Origin of the sequence: Phenylobacterium sp. LjRoot219 (assembly GCF_964252995.1) — a bacterium.
GTDB lineage: Bacteria > Pseudomonadota > Alphaproteobacteria > Caulobacterales > Caulobacteraceae > Phenylobacterium.
The window spans coordinates 907,958-924,662 of sequence record NZ_CAXUQI020000002.1; the positions used below are offsets into that span (position 1 = coordinate 907,958).

The window sequence follows — 16,705 nt, forward strand, 5'->3', positions numbered from 1 at the left end:
GGTCACATCCGGAACAGGCCGAAGCGCGGAGCCTCGGCGATGGGGGCGTTGAGCGCGGCGGAGAGGGCGAGGCCGAGGACGTCCCGCGTCTGGGCGGGGTCGATGACGCCGTCGTCCCACAGGTGCGAGGTGGCGAAGTAGGGGCTGCCTTCCTGCTCGTAGCGGGCGCGGATCGGATCCTTGAAGGCGTTCTCGTCCTCGGCGCTCCAGGCGCCGCCCTTGGCCTCGATGCCGTCGCGCCGGATCGTCGCCATCACGCTGGCGGCCTGCTCGCCTCCCATCACCGAGATCCGCGAGTTCGGCCAGGTGAACAGGAACCGCGGGCTGTAGGCGCGGCCGCACATGCCGTAGTTGCCGGCGCCGAAGCTGCCGCCGATCAGCACGGTGAACTTGGGCACGCTGGCGGTGGCCACCGCGGTGACCATCTTGGCGCCGTGCTTGGCGATGCCGCCGGCCTCGTAGCGGCCGCCGACCATGAAGCCGGAGACGTTCTGCAGGAACACCAGCGGGATGCGCCGCTGGCAGGCCAGCTCGATGAAGTGCGCCGCCTTCTCCGCGCTCTCGGAGAACAGCACGCCGTTGTTGGCCAGGATCGCCACCGGGCAGCCCCAGATCCGCGCGAAGCCGGTGACCAGGGTGGTGCCGTAGAGCGGCTTGAACTCCTGCAGCTCCGAGCCGTCGACGATGCGGGCGATCACGTCGCGCACCTCGTAGGGCGCGCGCACGTCGGTCGGGACGATGCCGTAGATCTCGCGCGGGTCGTACTTCGGCGGCACCGGATCGATGATGTCGATGTCGGGCTTCTTGACGGTGTTCAGCCGGCCGACGATGTCGCGGACGATCGCCAGCCCCTGCTCGTCGTTGGCGGCGACGTGGTCGACCACGCCGGAGGTGCGGCCGTGCACGTCGGCCCCGCCCAGGTCGGTGGCGCTGATGATCTCGCCGGTCGCGGCCTTCACCAGCGGCGGGCCGGCCAGGAAGATCGCCCCCTGGCTCTCCTTGCCGGGGCCGCGGACGATCACCGCCTCGTCGCTCATCGCCGGGACATAGGCCCCGCCGGCGGTCGACAGGCCCATGACGCAGGCGATCTGGGCGATGCCCTGGGCGCTCATGTTGGCCTGGTTGTAGAAGATCCGCCCGAAGTGCTCGCGGTCGGGGAAGACCTCGGCCTGGTGCGGCAGGTTCGCGCCGCCGCTGTCGACCAGGTAGACGCAGGGCAGCCGGTTCTCGAGCGCGATCTCCTGGGCTCGGAGATGCTTCTTGATGGTCATCGGGAAGTAGGCGCCGCCCTTCACCGTCGCGTCGTTGGCGACGACCATCACCTCGCGGCCGTTCACCCGGCCGATGCCGGCGATCACCCCGGCGCTCGGCGCCTCGTCGCCGTAGAGGCCGTGTGCCGCCAGCTGGCCGATCTCGAGGAACGGCGAGCCCGGGTCCAGCAGGTACTCGATGCGGTCGCGGGCCAGCAGCTTGCCGCGCTTGACGTGCCGCTCGCGCGACTCCGCCGGGCCGCCGAGCGCCGCGGTTGCCGCGTGTTCGCGCAGCTCCCGGACCAGCTCCAGGTTATGCGCCTGGTTGCGCTTGAAGCTTTCGCTCGTCGGATCGATGGCGTTGGGAAGAACCGTCACAGATGTCCTCCGGTCTGTTCGCGGCCAGACACGCGGCCGGCGGCGCCGATACTCGGTTCGCACATGCGCGGCGCCACTTTCAATGTCCCCGGCTTCTAACGTTCTGGCCTGATTGACGGAAATTGAAAGATCGGCGGATCGGTAATAGGTGATGTCTATGACCGATCGATACATGCTGCGTTACTTCCTAGCGGTCGCCGAAGCCGGCAACTTCAGCCGCGCGGCCAAGCGGGTCGGGGTCACCCAGCCGACCCTGTCGACCGGCATCGCCAAGCTCGAGGGCCAGCTGGGCGTGCGGCTATTCGATCGCGACAAGCACAGCACGGCCCTGACGCCGGCCGGCAGCCGCTTCCTGGTGCGAGCCCGCCGGATCGCCGCCGAGTACGAGCTGGCGGTGCAGGAGGTGCAGCACGCGCCGCAGCCACGGGTGCTGCGGGTCGGCGTGCTGCTGACCATTCCGACGGCGACGCTGGAGAGCATCATCGCCCGTCACCGCAACAACAGCGCCAACGAGGTGCTCGAGATCCTCGAAGGGTCCGAGCGCGATCTGACCGAGCGGCTCGACCGCGGCCGGCTCGACGTGGTGCTGACGGCGGTGCGGCCGCACCATGCGCGCTTCCACACCGAGCTGCTGCGCGGCGAGCGCTATTTGATGGTGCTGCCGCGCGACCACCCGCTGGCCGACGCCGAGTTCGTGCAGGCCGAACAGCTGGCCGGCGACCGGATGGTGGTGCGCCGGCACTGCGAGGCGCTGCCGGAGATCAGCCGCTTCTTCACCGAGCGCGGGGTGCGGCCGCGCTTCGTGCTGAAGACCACCAGCGACCAGCGGATGCTGGCGGTCGTCCGCGCCGGCCTGGGCATCGGCATGATGCCGGAAAGCTTCCATGATCCCCTGGTGCGGTTCGTCCGGGTCGCTGATTTCGACCTGCAGCGGGAGGTCGGGCTGCTCTACGCCGCCGGCCGCGACGAGCTGCGTTACGACGGCAGTCCGTTCGTCGCCCTGGTGCGCGAACAGTACGGGCGGGTGCGGCCGGCGGCTTAGGGCCGGCCGCGTCGCAATCCCAGGTCCTACCGCTGCATGTGTCCAGCCTTGATGTAGTCGACCATCTGGGTGAGCACCGTGCCCCATCCGTCGTGGAAGCCCATCTCCTCGTGCTTCTGCCGCGTCGCGGCGTCGCCATGGATTGCGATGGCCCTGTAGCGTGCGCCAGACCCGTGGCGGGCCATCTCGACGACGGCTGTAAAGAAGGGGTTGGCCGAGGGGCGGTAGCCGGCTTGCAGGGTGTCCGTCATCACCAGCCGCTCGAACGGCGTGATTTCAAGGTAGCAGCTCGTATTGGGGAATTCCTGACCGTCGGGCGAGCGCATCACAAAGTTCATCACGCCGCCCGGACGCAGATCCACGCTGCAGTCGGTGATCGCCCAAGGCTTCGGGGCGAACCATTCCCGCAGATGCTCGGGCGTCGTCCAGGCCTTCCAGACGAGCTCCACCGGCACGTCGATTTCGCGCTCGAGCACCAGATCGAGCGCGGGGTCGATCTTGATCACAGGTGACGTCATTCGGAACCTTCCTTCTTCATCTTGATGAGATAGCTGTCGAGCTGGTCGAGACGGCGCTCCCAGAGCTTCCGCTGTCGCCCGAGCCAGTCCTCGGCGACTTTGATCTGCTCGGGCGCAAGCTCGTAGGTTCGGACGCGCCCAGTCTTGTGCGAGCGCACCAGGCCGCTGCCTTCGAGCACCTTCAGGTGCTCGATGAAGGAAGGCAGGGCCATGTCGTAGGGCGCGGCGAGTTCGCTCACCGACGCCGGACGCGCCGTGAGCCGTTCCAGAACGCTGCGGCGCGTCGGATCAGACAGGGCGCGGAAGATACCGTCGACGACGCGCGGGTTCGGCGGGATCGGGCCGGGACGCCCGCTGTGGGCGGCGTGTGGTGTCACTGCTTGCGCTCCAATCCCTGCGGGCCGCCCGTGTCGGCGAGCAGTGATATGCGCCCTTAATAGTTAGGTCAAATCCTTAGTGTTTGGGGCGAGAGCAAAAAGCCGCACCTCATGGCCTCGGTATGGGTTTATCCGTGAGGCGCCAGCTCCCGCGGCGACTTGCAATGCGCCCGTCAATCGACAACACTGTTGATTGAGACGACCAGTAAGCTCCGTAGCATTGGGATCGGAAATGACCTGTAAGCCGAGCGCCATCCCCGCGCCTGAAGCCGTCAACATTCCGGCGCTCCGGGAGCGCTACCGCCAGGAGCGCACGCTCCGCACCCGGCCCGAGGGCCAGCGGCAGTACATGCCGCCGGCGGACCACTTCGCTCACGACACCTATGACCGCGATCCGCACATGGCGGTCGTCGCGCGCGACGCGGTTTCCGAGGACATCGACGTCGCCGTGCTCGGCGGCGGCTGGTCGGGCGTGCTCGCCGGCTACCACCTGCGCAAGATGGGCGTGACCAGCTTCCGCAACATCGACCACGCCGGCGACTTCGGCGGCGTCTGGTATTGGAATCGCTACCCGGGCCTGTCGTGCGACAACGACGCCTACTGCTACCTGCCGCTGCTCGAAGAGATGGGCTTCCTGCCGTCGAAGAAATTCACCGACGGCTTCGAGATCCGCGAGTACATGCAGAGCATCGCGCGGAAGTTCGACCTCTATCAGGGCGCGCTGTTCCACACCCTGGTCACCTCGATGCGCTGGGACGAGCAGATCCAGCGCTGGCGGATCACCACCGACCGCGACGACGAGATCCGCGCCCGCTTTGTGGTCATGGCCAACGGCCTGCTGAACGTCCCCAAGCTGCCGGGCATCCCCGGCATCCACGAGTTCAAGGGGAAGATGTTCCACACCGCGCGCTGGGACTACGACTACACCGGCGGCGACCAGAAGAATCCGGTGCTCGACAAGCTCGCCGACAAGCGCGTGGCGATCGTCGGCACCGGCGCGACCTCGGTGCAGGCGGTGCCGTTCCTCGGCCAGTACGCCAAGCAGCTCTACGTGCTGCAGCGCACCGCCTCGACCGTCGACGAGCGTCGCAACGAGAAGACCGATCCGGAATGGGCCAAGTCGCTGCAGCCCGGCTGGCAGCGCGAGCGGCAGATGAATTTCCACCACGCCGCGATGGAGACCCTGTCGCCCGGCGAGCCGGACCTGATCTGCGACATCTGGACCGAGATCAACCGCAACCTGTCGGCCGAGTTCGACGTCGACGGCTGGCCGACCTCGGCCGAGGAGTACATGGCCAAGCGTGAGGTCATGGACTACCGGCTGATGGAGCGGCTGCGCGGCCGGGTCGACGCGCTGGTGCAGGACAAGGAAGCGGCTGAGATCCTGAAGCCGTACTACCGCTATCTCTGCAAGCGGCCGGCCTCGAACGACGACTACTACCCGACCTTCAACCGCCCCAACGTCAAGGTCATCGACGTGTCGAAGACCCAGGGCGTCGAGCAGATGACCGCCAAGGGCTTCATCGCCGACGGCGTCGAGTACGAAATCGACTGCATCATCTTCGCCTCGGGCTTCGAGGTGACCAGCGACCTCGACCGGCGCTGGGGCTTCGACGTGCTCGAAGGCCGGGACGGCAAGTCGATCTACGAGCACTGGGCCACGGAATTCCGCACCTTCCACGGGATGATGACCCACGGCTTCCCGAACCAGTTCTTCACCGGCTTCATCCAGGGCGGGGTCAACGCCTCGACGACCGAGACCTTCAGCCAGCAGGGCAGGCACATCGCCTACATCATCAAGCAGGCGCTGGACCGCGGCGCCGCGGTGGTCGAACCCAGCCTCGAGGCGCAGAACGCCTACGTCGACCACATCCGTGCGACGGCGATCGACATCTCCGCCTTCCAGCGCGAGTGCACGCCCAGCTACTTCAACAACGAGGGCGAGGAAGTGGTCACCGAGAAGGGCGAGAAGAAGCTTCGCTCCTACCTCGGCGAGACCTACGGGCCGGGCTTCTACGTCTTTGAAAAGCTGCTGGAAGACTGGCGCGCCCAGGGCGATCTGGAAGGCCTGGTGCTGACGAAGGACCGCGTCCCGTCCTGAGGTCAGGGCGCCGACGGCCGGCTAAGGCGCACGTTGCGAGGAAGGCCGACGGCTGACCTCGCCGCGTGCGCAAGCTTGCCTTTCCTGCCGGTGACGCGGCAAAGGTGCGCGACCCGCGCCGACAAAATCCCATCCAAGACGCCGGGCGACCCGGCATTTTGCGAGACTAGAGAAGGCTCCATGACCACCCAAGCCATGTACGAACGGATCCTGGACCTGATCCAGGCCGAAGGCATCGACACCCTGTTCGGGATCCCTGATCCGAGCTTCTTCGGCATGTTCATCGAAGCCGAGCGCCGCGGCATGGAAATCGTCTCGCCGCACCACGAACAGGCGGCTGCGCTGACCGCGGACGGCTTCTTCCGCATGACCGGCAAGCCCGTCGTGCTGTGCATCAACAAGGGTCCGGGGGTCGGCAACATCGCCGCCGCCGCCAACTTCTTCCGCAAGGAGAACATCCCGGCGGTCTTCATCATGGGCCAGCGCCAGCGCATCTACGAACAACGCGTCCGGCGCGGCAAGATGCAGTACATGAGCCAGCCGCCGCTCTTCGAAAGCGCGATGAAGTACAGCGGCGTGATCGAATATCCCGATCAGACCGACGAGATCTTCCACGAGGCGTTCCGCCAGGCGACGACCGGCGTGCCGGGCCCGACCTACATCGAGCTGCCGCTCGGCGTCATGCAGGCCAAGTTCGACCTGCCGCCGGTGCTGGCGCCCAGCCGCTACCGCCTGACGCGGCAGCGCGCCGACGACCTGTCGATCGCCGAAGCCGTCGCGCTGCTGCAGGGCGCGCGGAACCCGGTCCTGCTGCTCGGCCAAGGCGTGTTCGTCAGCCGCCAGCATGAAGCGGTGACCAAGCTAGCCGCGAAGCTCAACTGCCCCATTCTGCTGTCGAACGCGGTCGAGGCGATCCTCCCCGGCATGGAGGCCCGCACCCACGCCTACAGCTCGGAAGCGGGCGGTCAGATCGCTTCCGGCTCGGACGTCGTGCTGGCGATCGGCACCGAACTGGGCGAGGCGCTGAACTACGGTCGCGGCCACGCCTGGAAGGCCGGCGATGCGGACCGCAAGTGGATCTACGTCGAGCGCGACGCCACCGCCTTCGGCGTCAATCGGCCGATCGACGTGCCGCTGGTGGGCGATCTGAAGGACATCGTCCCGCAGCTGACCGAGGCGCTCGGCGGCTGGACCGGCGCGGCGCCCGCCAAGCTGGCCGAGTGGACCAAGATCCGCGACGACGCCAAGCAGGCCCTGATGGACCGCATTCCGGAGGCCTCGCAGCCGATTCATACCGGCCGGCTGGCGATCGAGGCGACCAAGGTGCTGCCCGAGGACACGATCCTGGTGCGCGACGGCGGCGCGGCGAGCATGTGGTTCTCGGCGCTGCTGCAGTGGACCCCGCGCGACTCCATGTGGAGCTCGAACTGGGGCGCGATCGGCAACGGCCTGCCGATGGCGCTGGGCGCGCAGCTCGCGGTCGGCGACAAGCGTCGCGTCGCGCTGCTCACCGGCGACTCCGCGTTCCTGTTCCATATCTCGGAGCTGGAAACCGCGGTCCGCAAGAACCTGCCGCTGATCTGCATCGTCGCGGTCGACCATGCCTGGGGCATCGAGGCGGCGTCGTACAAGGCGAACTTCGGCGACAACACCTCGACGCCCGAAGCCCGCTGGGGCGCCGAGGTCCGCCTCGACAAGACCGCCGAGAGCTTCGGCGCGCACGGCGAATACGTCGATCGCGCCGAGGACATCGGCCCGGCCGTCCAGCGCGCCCTGGCCTCGGGCAAGCCCGCGGTCATCCACGTGGAGGTCGATCAGCTGGCCAACAGCACCTTCGCGGGCATCCCGGGCTTCCTGGAGTTCCGCAACTGGTTCGGCGAAGAAGGCGACTTCCTCGGCGTCCCCGGCGCGGCTCCGGCCGCGCCGTCGGCGACGTCGGGCGGCTCGACCGAGAACAGCAGCGGTTACTGATCGCGAAGGGTTTCGGCGCCCAGCGGCGGCTCGCCTGCTGGGCTCTGATTTCGCCTAAACCACTTGCAATGACCGCGTCGGGCTCGGAAGAGTGCCGTCGCGGTCACAGTTTCGGGCGGCCGCCTGACTGCGTCCGGCCGCCCGCTAGCTTTTTACGCCAGACGCAACGCGAGACAGCGAGCAGCCCCCATGCGCGAATATCTCCAGTTCTACATCGACGGTAAGTGGGTCGATCCGGTCGAGCCGAAGACCGCCAACGTCATCAATCCGGCGACCGAAGAAGTCTCCGGCCGGATCTCCGTGGGCTCGGTCGCGGACGTCAACAAGGCCGTCGCGGCGGCGCGCAAGGCCTTCACCAGCTGGTCGGAAACCACCCGCGAGCAGCGGCTCGAAGTGCTGCTGGCGATCCAGGCGGAGTACGAGCGCCGCAAGCAGGACATGGGCGAGGCCATCACCGAGGAGATGGGCGCGCCGCTGTCGCTCGGCCTGGGCTTCCACACCCTGCTCGGCTCCGGCCACCTGCAGACCGCGATCGAGGTGCTGCGCGAGTTCCCGTTCGAGGAGCAGCGCGGCACGACCCTGATCCGCCGCGAGCCGATCGGCGTCTGCGGCCTGATCACGCCGTGGAACTGGCCGATGAACCAGACCTGCGTGAAGATCTTCCCGGCGCTAGCGACCGGCAACACCATGATTCTGAAGCCGCCGCAGCTCGCGCCCTATTCGGCGCAGATCCTGGCGGAAGTGCTGCACGCGGCCGGCGTCCCGGCCGGCGTGTTCAACATGATCCAAGGCTCGGGCGCGGTGCTCGGCACGGCGCTGTCGACCCATGAAGACGTCGACATGATCTCGTTCACCGGCTCCGAGCCGGTCGGCGTGCAGATCACCAAGGACGCGGCCCTGACCGTGAAGCGCGTCGGCCTCGAGCTCGGCGGCAAGAGCCCCTACATCGTGCTCGACGACGCCAGCCTGGCGACCAACGTCGCCAACGCCACCAGCGCGATGATGGGCAACTCCGGCCAGACCTGCTCGGCCGGCTCGCGCCTGCTGGTGCCGAAAGCCCGCATGGACGAAGCGATCGCCGCCGCCCGTGACGCCGCCAACGCCGTCACCGTCGGCGACCCGAAGGGGAACGTCGCCATGGGCCCGGTGGTCTCCAAAGGCCAGTACAACTCGATCCAGGACTACATTCAGAAGGGCCTCGACGAGGGCGCCCAGCTGATCGCCGGCGGCCTCGGCCGTCCGGACGGCCTGGAGAAGGGCTACTACGTGAAGCCGACGGTGTTCGTGACCAGCAACGACACGGTGATCGCCCGCGAGGAGATCTTCGGCCCGGTGCTGGCGATGATCGGCTACGACGACCTCGACGACGCCGTCGCGATCGCCAACGACTCCACCTTCGGCCTCGGCGGCTACGTCGTCGGCGACAGCCTCGACACCGCCAATGCGGTCGCCAAGCGGATGCGCACCGGCGCGATCTGGGTCAACGGCGGCTTCGACTTCCACGCGCCGTTCGGCGGCTACAAGCGCAGCGGCAACGGCCGCGAGTGGGGCGAATTCGGCTTCGACGAGTACCTCGAGATCAAGTCGATCATCGGCTTCAAGCCGGCGTAAGCCGCGCGGACAGCTGAGCTGAAAATGCAGACGGCGGCGGAGCAGGGCTCCGCCGCCGTTTTGCTGTGAGGGGCCTAGCTGCCCTGCTCGAGCCGCAGCCGCGGCCAGCGCTGCGGCCACTGCTTGGCCTCCAGCCGCGAACGATAGATCTCCAGCTTCGCCTGGAAGTGCGGCGCCGGGCGGACCACCAGGGCGAAGAGGTCCCGCAGGCCGAAGGGCGCGAGCACCTCCACCGCGCCGTGCTGCAGCCGCACCGCGACCGCCGTGCAGGTCTCCGGCCAGCAGCTCAGCGCCTGCTCCGTGCTGGCGTAGGGCGGATCGCCGTTGCGCAGGTGCATGCGCGCCTGGTTCTTCACCGACCAGGGCACATCAGGCGCGGCGGCCCGCAGCCTGGCCTCATGGCCGGCGTCGCGGCCTGGATCCGTCTCGGCCGGGCAGAAGTAGACCACGTCCACATCGGTCAGCGGCGTCGGGTCCGCTTGCCGGTGCAGATCGTCCCACACCGCATTGCGCACGAAGCCCGCGCCGACCCAGCTGTCCGGCAGCTCGAGCGCGGCTGCGCCAGGATCCGCAGGTGTTCTGGCCGGCGCGTAATCGCGGCTGTGACCGCGGCGTGGGCCGCTGCATCGGTCGTCGGGCCGGTGAGCATCGGGGCAACCTGGCCCGAGTAGCGAGGGGCGGCAATGGAGGACGAGCGCGCCGCCCTCCACTGCCGCTGAGGTCGGGCCTCTACCCCCCGAACTTGTAGCGCAGACGCACGCCGTACATCCGCGGTTCGCCGATGAAGTAGGAGACGAAGCCGCGCAGCTGGTTGTCGTTGGCGTGCAGGTAGACGTGCTCGTTCGTCACGTTGGTGATGAAGAAGGAGGCGTCGACCGGCCGGCCGGCGATGTCCTGCCAGTTGGCGTTGAGGTTGAGGATATTGGCGCTCGGCAGGATGCCGTTGCCCGACCCCGGCACGCCGTCGACCACCGAGCGATAGGCGTCCTGGTAGACATAGGTGCCGCCGACCGACACCTGGCCCACGGATTCCGCCAGCGGCAGGGTGTAGTTGGCCGAGACCACGACCTTGTTCTCCGGCCCGGCGTTGGCGATCACGTCGCCGACCACCGGCGGGGTGAAGGAGTTGTAGGGCGGCAGGCTGCCGGCGGCCGGGATGTCGATCTCCTTCAGCTTGCTCTTCATGAAGCCGTAGGACACGTCGAGCCGCAGGCCGTCGAACGGCGAGACGCCGAGCTCGACCTCGACGCCGTACAGCTCAGAGCTGCCGGCGTTGAGGATCGCGGCGTTGCCGGCGCAGGGGACGGTGAAGCCGGGCAGGCTGGAGACGCAGGCCACCCCGAACTGCAGCTGCTGGTCGCGGAAGTCGTTGTAGTAGCCGGCGATGTTGAAATAGCCCGGCATGTCGCCGCGCCAGCTGGTCTTGGCGCCGACCTCATAGGTGTCGACCTTCTCGGCGTCGAACGGCTGGATCGGGTCCGGTCCGAAGATCGCCAGGCCGCCCTGGCGATAGCCGCGCGACCACTTCGCGTAGAGCATCACGTCGTCGGTCGGCTTGTAGTCGAGGTCGAGCAGCCAGGTCCAAGCCGAGGTGTTCTTCTCCAGGTTCTGGCCGCAGACGTCGAACCGCTGCTCGGCGGTGAACGGATAGGTGGTCAGCCCCGAGTAGCCCGCCGCGGTCGGATTGCTGCAGCGGAACCGCACGGTCGCGGCGTTCGGGGGGTTGCCGAACAGCATGGTCTCGTTGTGCAGGACGGTGCGGACCTCGTCCTTGGTGTAGCGCAGGCCGGCGGTCAGCTTGAGCTGGTCGGTGAGGTCGTAGCTGCCCTGGCCGTAGGCGGCGTAGTCTCGGAACTTGGTCTTGGCGACGGAGAACGAGCCGGTGCCGACCGACTGGTTCGGCGTCGGGCCCAGGCAGTTGAAGGACGCGATGTCGGCGCAGGGCGCGAAGGTGGCGGTCTGCACGCCGGAGAAGCCGATCGGGTCGTTGATCTCCATGTAGAGACCGGCTTGCCAGATGAACCGGTCGTCCATCTGTTGGCCCTGGAACTGCAGCTCCTCGACCAGGGACGACTGGGCGTTGGTGTAGCCCTTGGAGGCTTCGGCGCTGGTGAAGGCGAAGCCGTTCACCTGGTTGGGCGAGGTCTCCTGGCCGGCGACCGCGCCGGTCAGCCAGTAGTTGCCGAACAGCTCGATGTTGGTCGTGCCGCGGAACTCGCCATAGGAGAAGATGTTCTTCACCGTCAGGTTGGCGCTCGGGCTCCAGGTCGTGGTGTTGATGATCTGCCAGGTCTCGGTGATCGACACCGAGTCCGGGATCCGGTTCGAGATCGTCCAGAAGCCGTGTTGCGCTTCGCGGGCCATCTGATCGCAGGACAGCTGGCCGAGCCGCAGGACGTTGTTCGCGCCGAGCGCCTGGACCGCCGCCGGATAGCATTTGGTCGTCTTCGGAATCGCCGCGTTGTTCTTCGACTGGGTGAAGCTGGCGATCGTGTAGTTCTCGAGGTCGGGGGTGATGTCGAGGACGGCGCTGAGGCGCCCCGCCCAGTAGTCGACGTTCCCCATCCCATGATTGCCGGAGCGGCCGTCACCAAACGCGCCGATGTTGCGCAGGTAGCCGTCCCGCTTCATCCGGTCGACGCCGAGGCGGATCCGGAAGCTGTCGTTCAGCGGGGCGTTGAGCACGCCTTGCATGCGCCGCAGGTCGTAGTCGCCGACGCTGCCCTCGAGGTAGCCCTCCAGGCGGTCGGTCGGCTTGTTCGGCACCAGCAGCACCGCGCCGCCGGTCACGTTGCGGCCGAACAGCGTGCCTTGCGGACCCTTCAGCACCTGGACGTTCTGCAGGTCGAACAGGGCGCCTGGCCCGGCGCCGTCGCCGCCCTGGGTCGCGCCCGAGCCGCGCGGCATCACCACGTCGGCGAAGAAGGTGCCGACCGTCGAATAGGTGCGCTGCTCCTGGGTGAAGCCGCGGATGGTGAAGGTGGTGTTGTCGCCAGCGTAGCGGTTGTTGGTCTGCAGGCTGGGCGTATAGAGCGTGAGGTCCTTCGCCGAGGTGACGTTGTTGTTCGCCAGCTGCTCCTGGTCGAACACCGTGATCGAGATCGGCACGTCCTGCAGCCGTTCCTCGACCCGGCGGGCGGTGACGATGACGTCCTGCATCACCGTCGTGTTCTGGCCCTGAGCCTGGGCCTGGGCGGCGGCGATCTCCGGCGCGGTCAGGCCGAGGCCGAGCGCGGTCGTGGCGAACAGAATCCCTTTGCTGATCTTGAGCAAGCTTCCCCCCTAAAATTCGGGCGTCCCGCAATGCGCGGCCGCCAGTTATTACGGAAGCGTAACATTGCGTCGGAGGGGAATCCATACGTTCTGCGGTGGGGGAAGATGACTACTTTGGATTGTCCAGCGACGACTTCGCCCTTCTTCACAATCTGAATCATTCGCGCGCAGCGGGCAGGGCTTGGGTGTCCCGCGAGCTCTCAGCGTTGTCGGCGTCGGCAGCGGACCGCCAGGATGTCGGAGATGAGCGGCGGGCGTCGGTTAGGCGGACGCGCCGGCCCGGCTTCAGCCGATCGGGTTCGCCGCTTGGCGGGTGATTCTCGGAGGGCGCGTGGCAGTCCCTAGGGGAGTCGAACCCCTCTCTTCAGGTTGAAAACCTGACGTCCTAACCGATAGACGAAGGGACCGCGGCGCGAGGGGCGGGTCTATAGCCAGCTTCCGCGGAGGCTTCAAGCGTCGCCGTGCGCTCAGCTCCACTCCGGCGAATATTCGCCGCACAGCTGGTTCGACAAGGTGCGCGCGCCGGTCTTCAACGCGTCCTGCAATTCGAGCAGGCCGTTGCGTTTCAGGGCGCTGCCGATGCCGATGGCGACCAGCGCATGGCTCGGCCGGCCGCGGGCCTTCCACACCGGGGCGGCGACGACGGTGACGCCGGAGATGTAGTTGCCCTCGTCGACGGCGAATCCTTGGGCGCGGGTCTGCACGACCTGTGCCTTCCACTCCTCGAACGACGGCGGCTCGTCCCAGCGCAGGGTCTTGAACCGGGCCTTGAGCTCGCCCTCCGGATAGTCGCCGAACGCCGCCAGACAGCGGCCGGTGGCGCTGATCAGCGCCGGGAAGCGGCTGCCGATCTGGGTGCTGAGCTGGAAGCTCGGCCCGGACTGCGAGATGGCGACGACGATCATGTGCTCGAGGCCGACGATCTGCACGCCGAGCATGGTCACGTCGAACGCCTGGGAGATTCGGTCCAGCGCCGGCTGGGCCAGGTCGTTGAACGGATTACGCCGCAGCCATTGGCGCGCCAGCGTCAGCACGCCGGCCTCCAGCGCATATCGCTTGGTGTCGGCGTCGAAGGCGACCAACTCCTCGGCGACCAGGGCGCGCAACACATAGAGGCAGGTGCTCGGCACCAGGCCCAACTCGCGGGCGATCGCCTGCACCCCGAGCGGCGCGTCGCTCTTGCCGAGCAGGCGCAGAATCGCCGCGGCGCGCGAGATCGCCGGCGCCTTGCTGGATTCCATCGCCTTGGCGAGCTCGCGGTCGGCGCCTGCGGGGCGCGGTGCGTCGTCGGTCATGGCTGGCCGTCCGTCATCGAAGTCCGCCTTCACATCTTCGTCGTTCAATATATAGAATACTGTTCGATATTTACAACAGATTACCGCTCGTGGCATATCGCGGCCTCAACGAACCACGACGCGGCGGTTGCGCGGCGGTTTCGACAAGAAAGCTGTTAAATCAATGGCCAAGCTTACCGAGTACACGCGCTTCGCCGACGCCCAGGAGCACGCCAACTCCAAGGCGCTGTGGGAACTGTTCGACGGCGACCGCGAGCATCTGAACATCGCCCACGAGTGCATCCGCCGGCATGCGGACGGCTCCGGCCGGGCGGCGGTGCGCATCGCCCATTCCGACGGCGGCGACGAGATCCTCAGCTTCGACCAGATCGCCGCCGGCTCGGCGCAGTTCGCCCACTGGCTGGTCGAGAACGGCATCAAGCCGGGCGAGCGCATCGCCTTCATGCTCGAGCCGTCGCTGCCCTTCTATCTGAGCCTGTTCGGCGCGATCACCATGGGCGCGATCAGCGTGCCGATGTTCACCCTGTTCGGCCCGGACGCGCTGAAGCTGCGCATCGACGACTGCAAGCCGAGCCTCTTGATCACCAATGCCGAGAAGGCTGAGATCGCCCGCAAGATCGACGGCCTGCGGGTGGTCGTCGCCGACGAGGCGCTGCTGGCCGAGATCGCCAAGTTCCCGACCAGCTTCGAGGCCAAGAGCCGCGCCGACGACCTGGCGGTCTTCCAGTACACCTCGGGCACGACGCGCGAGCTGCCGGAAGCGGTGAAGCACACGCACAAGGCGCTGGTGACGCTGATGTTCGCCGCGCTCTACGGCACCGGCATCCGGCCGGGCGACGAGTTCTTCTGCCCGTCCTCGCCGGCCTGGGGCCACGGCCTGTGGCACGGCACGCTGGCGCCGCTGGCGCTGGGCGTGACCACCGGCACCTTCGCCGGCCGCTTCGACGCGGTGCGGCTGATGAAGGGCCTGCAGGACTACCAGATCACCAACATGTCGGCTGCGGCGACCCACTACCGGATGATGAAGAACTCCGGGAAGGCGGGGGACTTCACCTTCCACTTCAAGAAGCTCTCCTTCACCGGCGAGCCGATCGACCCGGCGACGCTGGAGTTCATCGACCAGACCTTCCATGTGCCAGCGTGCAGCATGTACGGCACCACCGAGATCGGCGTGGTGCTGGTCAACTACCCGGGCGCCGAGGACTTCGTCGTGAAGCCCGGCTCGCTGGGCAAGCCGGTGCCCGGGCTGAAGCTCGAGGTGCAGCGTCCCGACGGGAAGCCGACAGGTCCGGACGAGGTCGGCGAACTGATGCTGTGGCGTCGTGACGGCTGGATCACCACCAAGGACCGCGCAAAGGTCGACGCCGAAGGCTACCTTTATCACTGCGGCCGCGCCGACGACGTGATCATCTCGGCCGGTTGGACGATGAGCGCGGTGGAGATCGAAAATTCCCTGCTGAAGCACCCGAACGTCAAGGAAGCCGCCGTGATCGGCGTGCCGGACGCGACGCGGGGGCAGGTGGCCAAGGCGTTCCTGGTCTGCGACCGGGCAGGGGACGAGGCGTTCGCCACCGAACTGAAGAACTTCACGCGGGAGCGGCTCAGCCAGCACGAATTCCCGCGGCATATCGAATTTGTGAGTGAGCTGCCCAAGACACCCGCGGGCAAGGTTCACCGCAAGGTCCTGCGCGACCGTGAAGCCGCCGCCGCGGCTGCGCTCGCTAACTGAAATTCCAGGAGAAGATTGATGGACGGATCCAGCACCGCCAAGTTCCCGAAGATCACCGAAGAGGGTCTGGACGACCTGCGCAAGCGTCTCAACGTGCCGATCACCGACACGCTCGAGCCGTGGAACTACGAAGCCACGCGCGACGCGATCCGCCACTACGCGCACGGGATCGGCGACGACAACCCGCTGTGGAACGACCCGAGCTACGCCGAGAAGACCCAGTACGGCAGCATCGTCGCGCTCCCGTCGTTCCTGTTCTCGACCAGCCGGATCGTCTCGGGCTACTGCGGCGGCCTCTCGGGCGTCCACGCCATGTGGGCCGGCGCCGACTGGACCTGGTACAAGCCGGTTCTGCGCAACGACGTCATCACCACGACGGCGCACCTTAAGGACCTGATCGAGCACCAGACCCGCTTCGCCGGTCGCGCCTTCCAGCAGATCTACCACACCGAATTCTTCAACCAGCACGGCGACAAGGTCGCCGAGTGCGACAGCTGGGTGTTCCGTACCGACCGCGACGAAGCTCGTGAGCGCGGCACCAAGTACACCGAAGCCCGCGGCCGGGTGGAACCGTACACCGACGAGCAGATCGCGGAATTCTACAAGCTGTACGCGGCCGAAGAGATCCGTGGCGCCACCCCGCGCTACTGGGAAGACGTGACGGAGGGCGAAGCCCTGCCGCGCATGATGAAGGGCCCGATGACGGTCACCGGCTTCATCGCCTACGCGCAAGGTTGGGGCGGCCTCTACATCCGCGCCAACAAGCTCGCGGCGAAGATGATCATGAAGCACCCGGGCCTGGGCATTAAGAACCGCTTCAACGTGCCGGATTGCCCCGAGCGGGTTCACTGGGACGAAGACTTCGCCCTCGAAGTCGGCGCGCCGGGCGCCTACGATTACGGTCCGGAACGCTGCTCCTGGCTGACGCACCACGTCACCAACTGGATGGGCGACGCGGGCTTCCTGCGGAAGAGCAAGTGCCAGATCCGCCGGCACAACCCGGACGGCGACGCCATCTTCATCGACGGCACCGTGACCCGGAAGTGGATCGAGGACGGCAAGTTCCTGGTCGAGATCCAGCAGAAGGCCATCACCGCTCGCGACGAGCTGTCGGCCAGCGGCGCCTCGATCGTCGAACTGCCGAGCCGCGGCAAGTAAGC

Annotated in this window: 12 protein-coding genes and 1 tRNA gene; 6 read left to right on the forward strand and 7 right to left on the reverse strand. The window is 67.3% G+C overall.

The window, feature by feature from the left end; all coding sequences use genetic code 11:
• Positions 1-2 precede the first annotated feature (2 nt).
• Positions 3-1,628: a carboxyl transferase domain-containing protein gene (locus tag ACSQ14_RS22200; protein WP_436016594.1), complete on the reverse strand. Its 1,626-nt coding sequence runs from the start codon at positions 1,626-1,628 to the stop codon at positions 3-5.
• Between the two features lie 157 nt (positions 1,629-1,785).
• Between ACSQ14_RS22200 and ACSQ14_RS22205 the strand changes: the two genes are divergently transcribed.
• Complete coding sequence (locus tag ACSQ14_RS22205) at positions 1,786-2,670, forward strand: LysR family transcriptional regulator (protein WP_436016596.1); 885 nt, start codon at positions 1,786-1,788, stop codon at positions 2,668-2,670.
• 26 nt (positions 2,671-2,696) lie between these two features.
• On the opposite strand, the gene ACSQ14_RS22210 is transcribed toward ACSQ14_RS22205, so the two are convergent.
• Positions 2,697-3,188: an SRPBCC family protein gene (locus ACSQ14_RS22210; RefSeq protein ID WP_436016598.1), complete on the reverse strand. Its 492-nt coding sequence runs from the start codon at positions 3,186-3,188 to the stop codon at positions 2,697-2,699.
• Entirely contained in the window at positions 3,185-3,565 is a 381-nt protein-coding gene (locus tag ACSQ14_RS22215) for an ArsR/SmtB family transcription factor (RefSeq protein WP_436016600.1), read from the reverse strand. Before ACSQ14_RS22215 ends, ACSQ14_RS22210 begins: the two co-directional genes overlap by 4 nt.
• Before the next feature lie 232 nt (positions 3,566-3,797).
• Between ACSQ14_RS22215 and ACSQ14_RS22220 the strand changes: the two genes are divergently transcribed.
• The 3 genes from ACSQ14_RS22220 to ACSQ14_RS22230 all read left to right on the forward strand — a co-directional run bounded on the left by ACSQ14_RS22220 (position 3,798) and on the right by ACSQ14_RS22230 (position 9,248).
• A complete protein-coding gene (locus ACSQ14_RS22220) occupies positions 3,798-5,666 on the forward strand; it encodes a flavin-containing monooxygenase (RefSeq protein WP_436016603.1) in 1,869 nt (622 codons plus the stop codon).
• Positions 5,667-5,846: 180 nt separating this feature from the next.
• A complete protein-coding gene (locus tag ACSQ14_RS22225; RefSeq protein WP_436016605.1) occupies positions 5,847-7,637 on the forward strand; it encodes a thiamine pyrophosphate-binding protein in 1,791 nt (596 codons plus the stop codon).
• A 189-nt stretch (positions 7,638-7,826) separates the two neighbouring features.
• On the forward strand, positions 7,827-9,248 hold the full coding sequence (locus ACSQ14_RS22230) for an aldehyde dehydrogenase family protein (RefSeq protein ID WP_436016607.1): 1,422 nt from the start codon (positions 7,827-7,829) through the stop codon (positions 9,246-9,248).
• A 74-nt stretch (positions 9,249-9,322) separates the two neighbouring features.
• Here ACSQ14_RS22230 and ACSQ14_RS22235 read toward each other — a convergent pair whose 3' ends face one another.
• From ACSQ14_RS22235 to ACSQ14_RS22250, 4 genes are all read right to left on the reverse strand, one after another.
• On the reverse strand, positions 9,323-9,958 hold the full coding sequence (locus tag ACSQ14_RS22235; protein ID WP_436016609.1) for a nucleotidyltransferase family protein: 636 nt from the start codon (positions 9,956-9,958) through the stop codon (positions 9,323-9,325).
• Positions 9,959-9,977: 19 nt separating this feature from the next.
• The gene (locus ACSQ14_RS22240; protein ID WP_436016611.1) at positions 9,978-12,521 is read right to left on the reverse strand and encodes a TonB-dependent receptor; all 2,544 of its coding nucleotides are present in this window, start codon (positions 12,519-12,521) and stop codon (positions 9,978-9,980) included.
• A 332-nt stretch (positions 12,522-12,853) separates the two neighbouring features.
• Positions 12,854-12,928, reverse strand: a tRNA-Glu gene (locus ACSQ14_RS22245).
• Between the two features lie 60 nt (positions 12,929-12,988).
• A complete protein-coding gene (locus ACSQ14_RS22250) occupies positions 12,989-13,816 on the reverse strand; it encodes an IclR family transcriptional regulator (RefSeq protein ID WP_436016613.1) in 828 nt (275 codons plus the stop codon).
• A gap of 163 nt (positions 13,817-13,979) precedes the next feature.
• Here ACSQ14_RS22250 and ACSQ14_RS22255 point away from each other — a divergent pair, with 163 nt between their 5' ends.
• Positions 13,980-15,545: an acyl-CoA synthetase gene (locus ACSQ14_RS22255; protein WP_436016615.1), complete on the forward strand. Its 1,566-nt coding sequence runs from the start codon at positions 13,980-13,982 to the stop codon at positions 15,543-15,545.
• Between the two features lie 18 nt (positions 15,546-15,563).
• The gene (locus tag ACSQ14_RS22260; protein WP_436016617.1) at positions 15,564-16,703 is read left to right on the forward strand and encodes an FAS1-like dehydratase domain-containing protein; all 1,140 of its coding nucleotides are present in this window, start codon (positions 15,564-15,566) and stop codon (positions 16,701-16,703) included.
• Positions 16,704-16,705: the final 2 nt, after the last annotated feature.

What these genes read in the sequence shown, in the direction of transcription:
- ACSQ14_RS22230 (WP_436016607.1), top strand. Translation starts at nt 7,827, where the DNA reads ATGCGCGAATATCTCCAGTTCTACATCGACGGTAAGTGGGTCGATCCG.
- ACSQ14_RS22205 (WP_436016596.1), top strand. Translation starts at nt 1,786, where the DNA reads ATGACCGATCGATACATGCTGCGTTACTTCCTAGCGGTCGCCGAAGCC.
- ACSQ14_RS22220 (WP_436016603.1), top strand. Translation starts at nt 3,798, where the DNA reads ATGACCTGTAAGCCGAGCGCCATCCCCGCGCCTGAAGCCGTCAACATT.
- ACSQ14_RS22210 (WP_436016598.1), bottom strand. Translation starts at nt 3,188, where the DNA reads ATGACGTCACCTGTGATCAAGATCGACCCCGCGCTCGATCTGGTGCTC.
- ACSQ14_RS22255 (WP_436016615.1), top strand. Translation starts at nt 13,980, where the DNA reads ATGGCCAAGCTTACCGAGTACACGCGCTTCGCCGACGCCCAGGAGCAC.
- ACSQ14_RS22250 (WP_436016613.1), bottom strand. Translation starts at nt 13,816, where the DNA reads ATGACCGACGACGCACCGCGCCCCGCAGGCGCCGACCGCGAGCTCGCC.
- ACSQ14_RS22260 (WP_436016617.1), top strand. Translation starts at nt 15,564, where the DNA reads ATGGACGGATCCAGCACCGCCAAGTTCCCGAAGATCACCGAAGAGGGT.
- ACSQ14_RS22225 (WP_436016605.1), top strand. Translation starts at nt 5,847, where the DNA reads ATGACCACCCAAGCCATGTACGAACGGATCCTGGACCTGATCCAGGCC.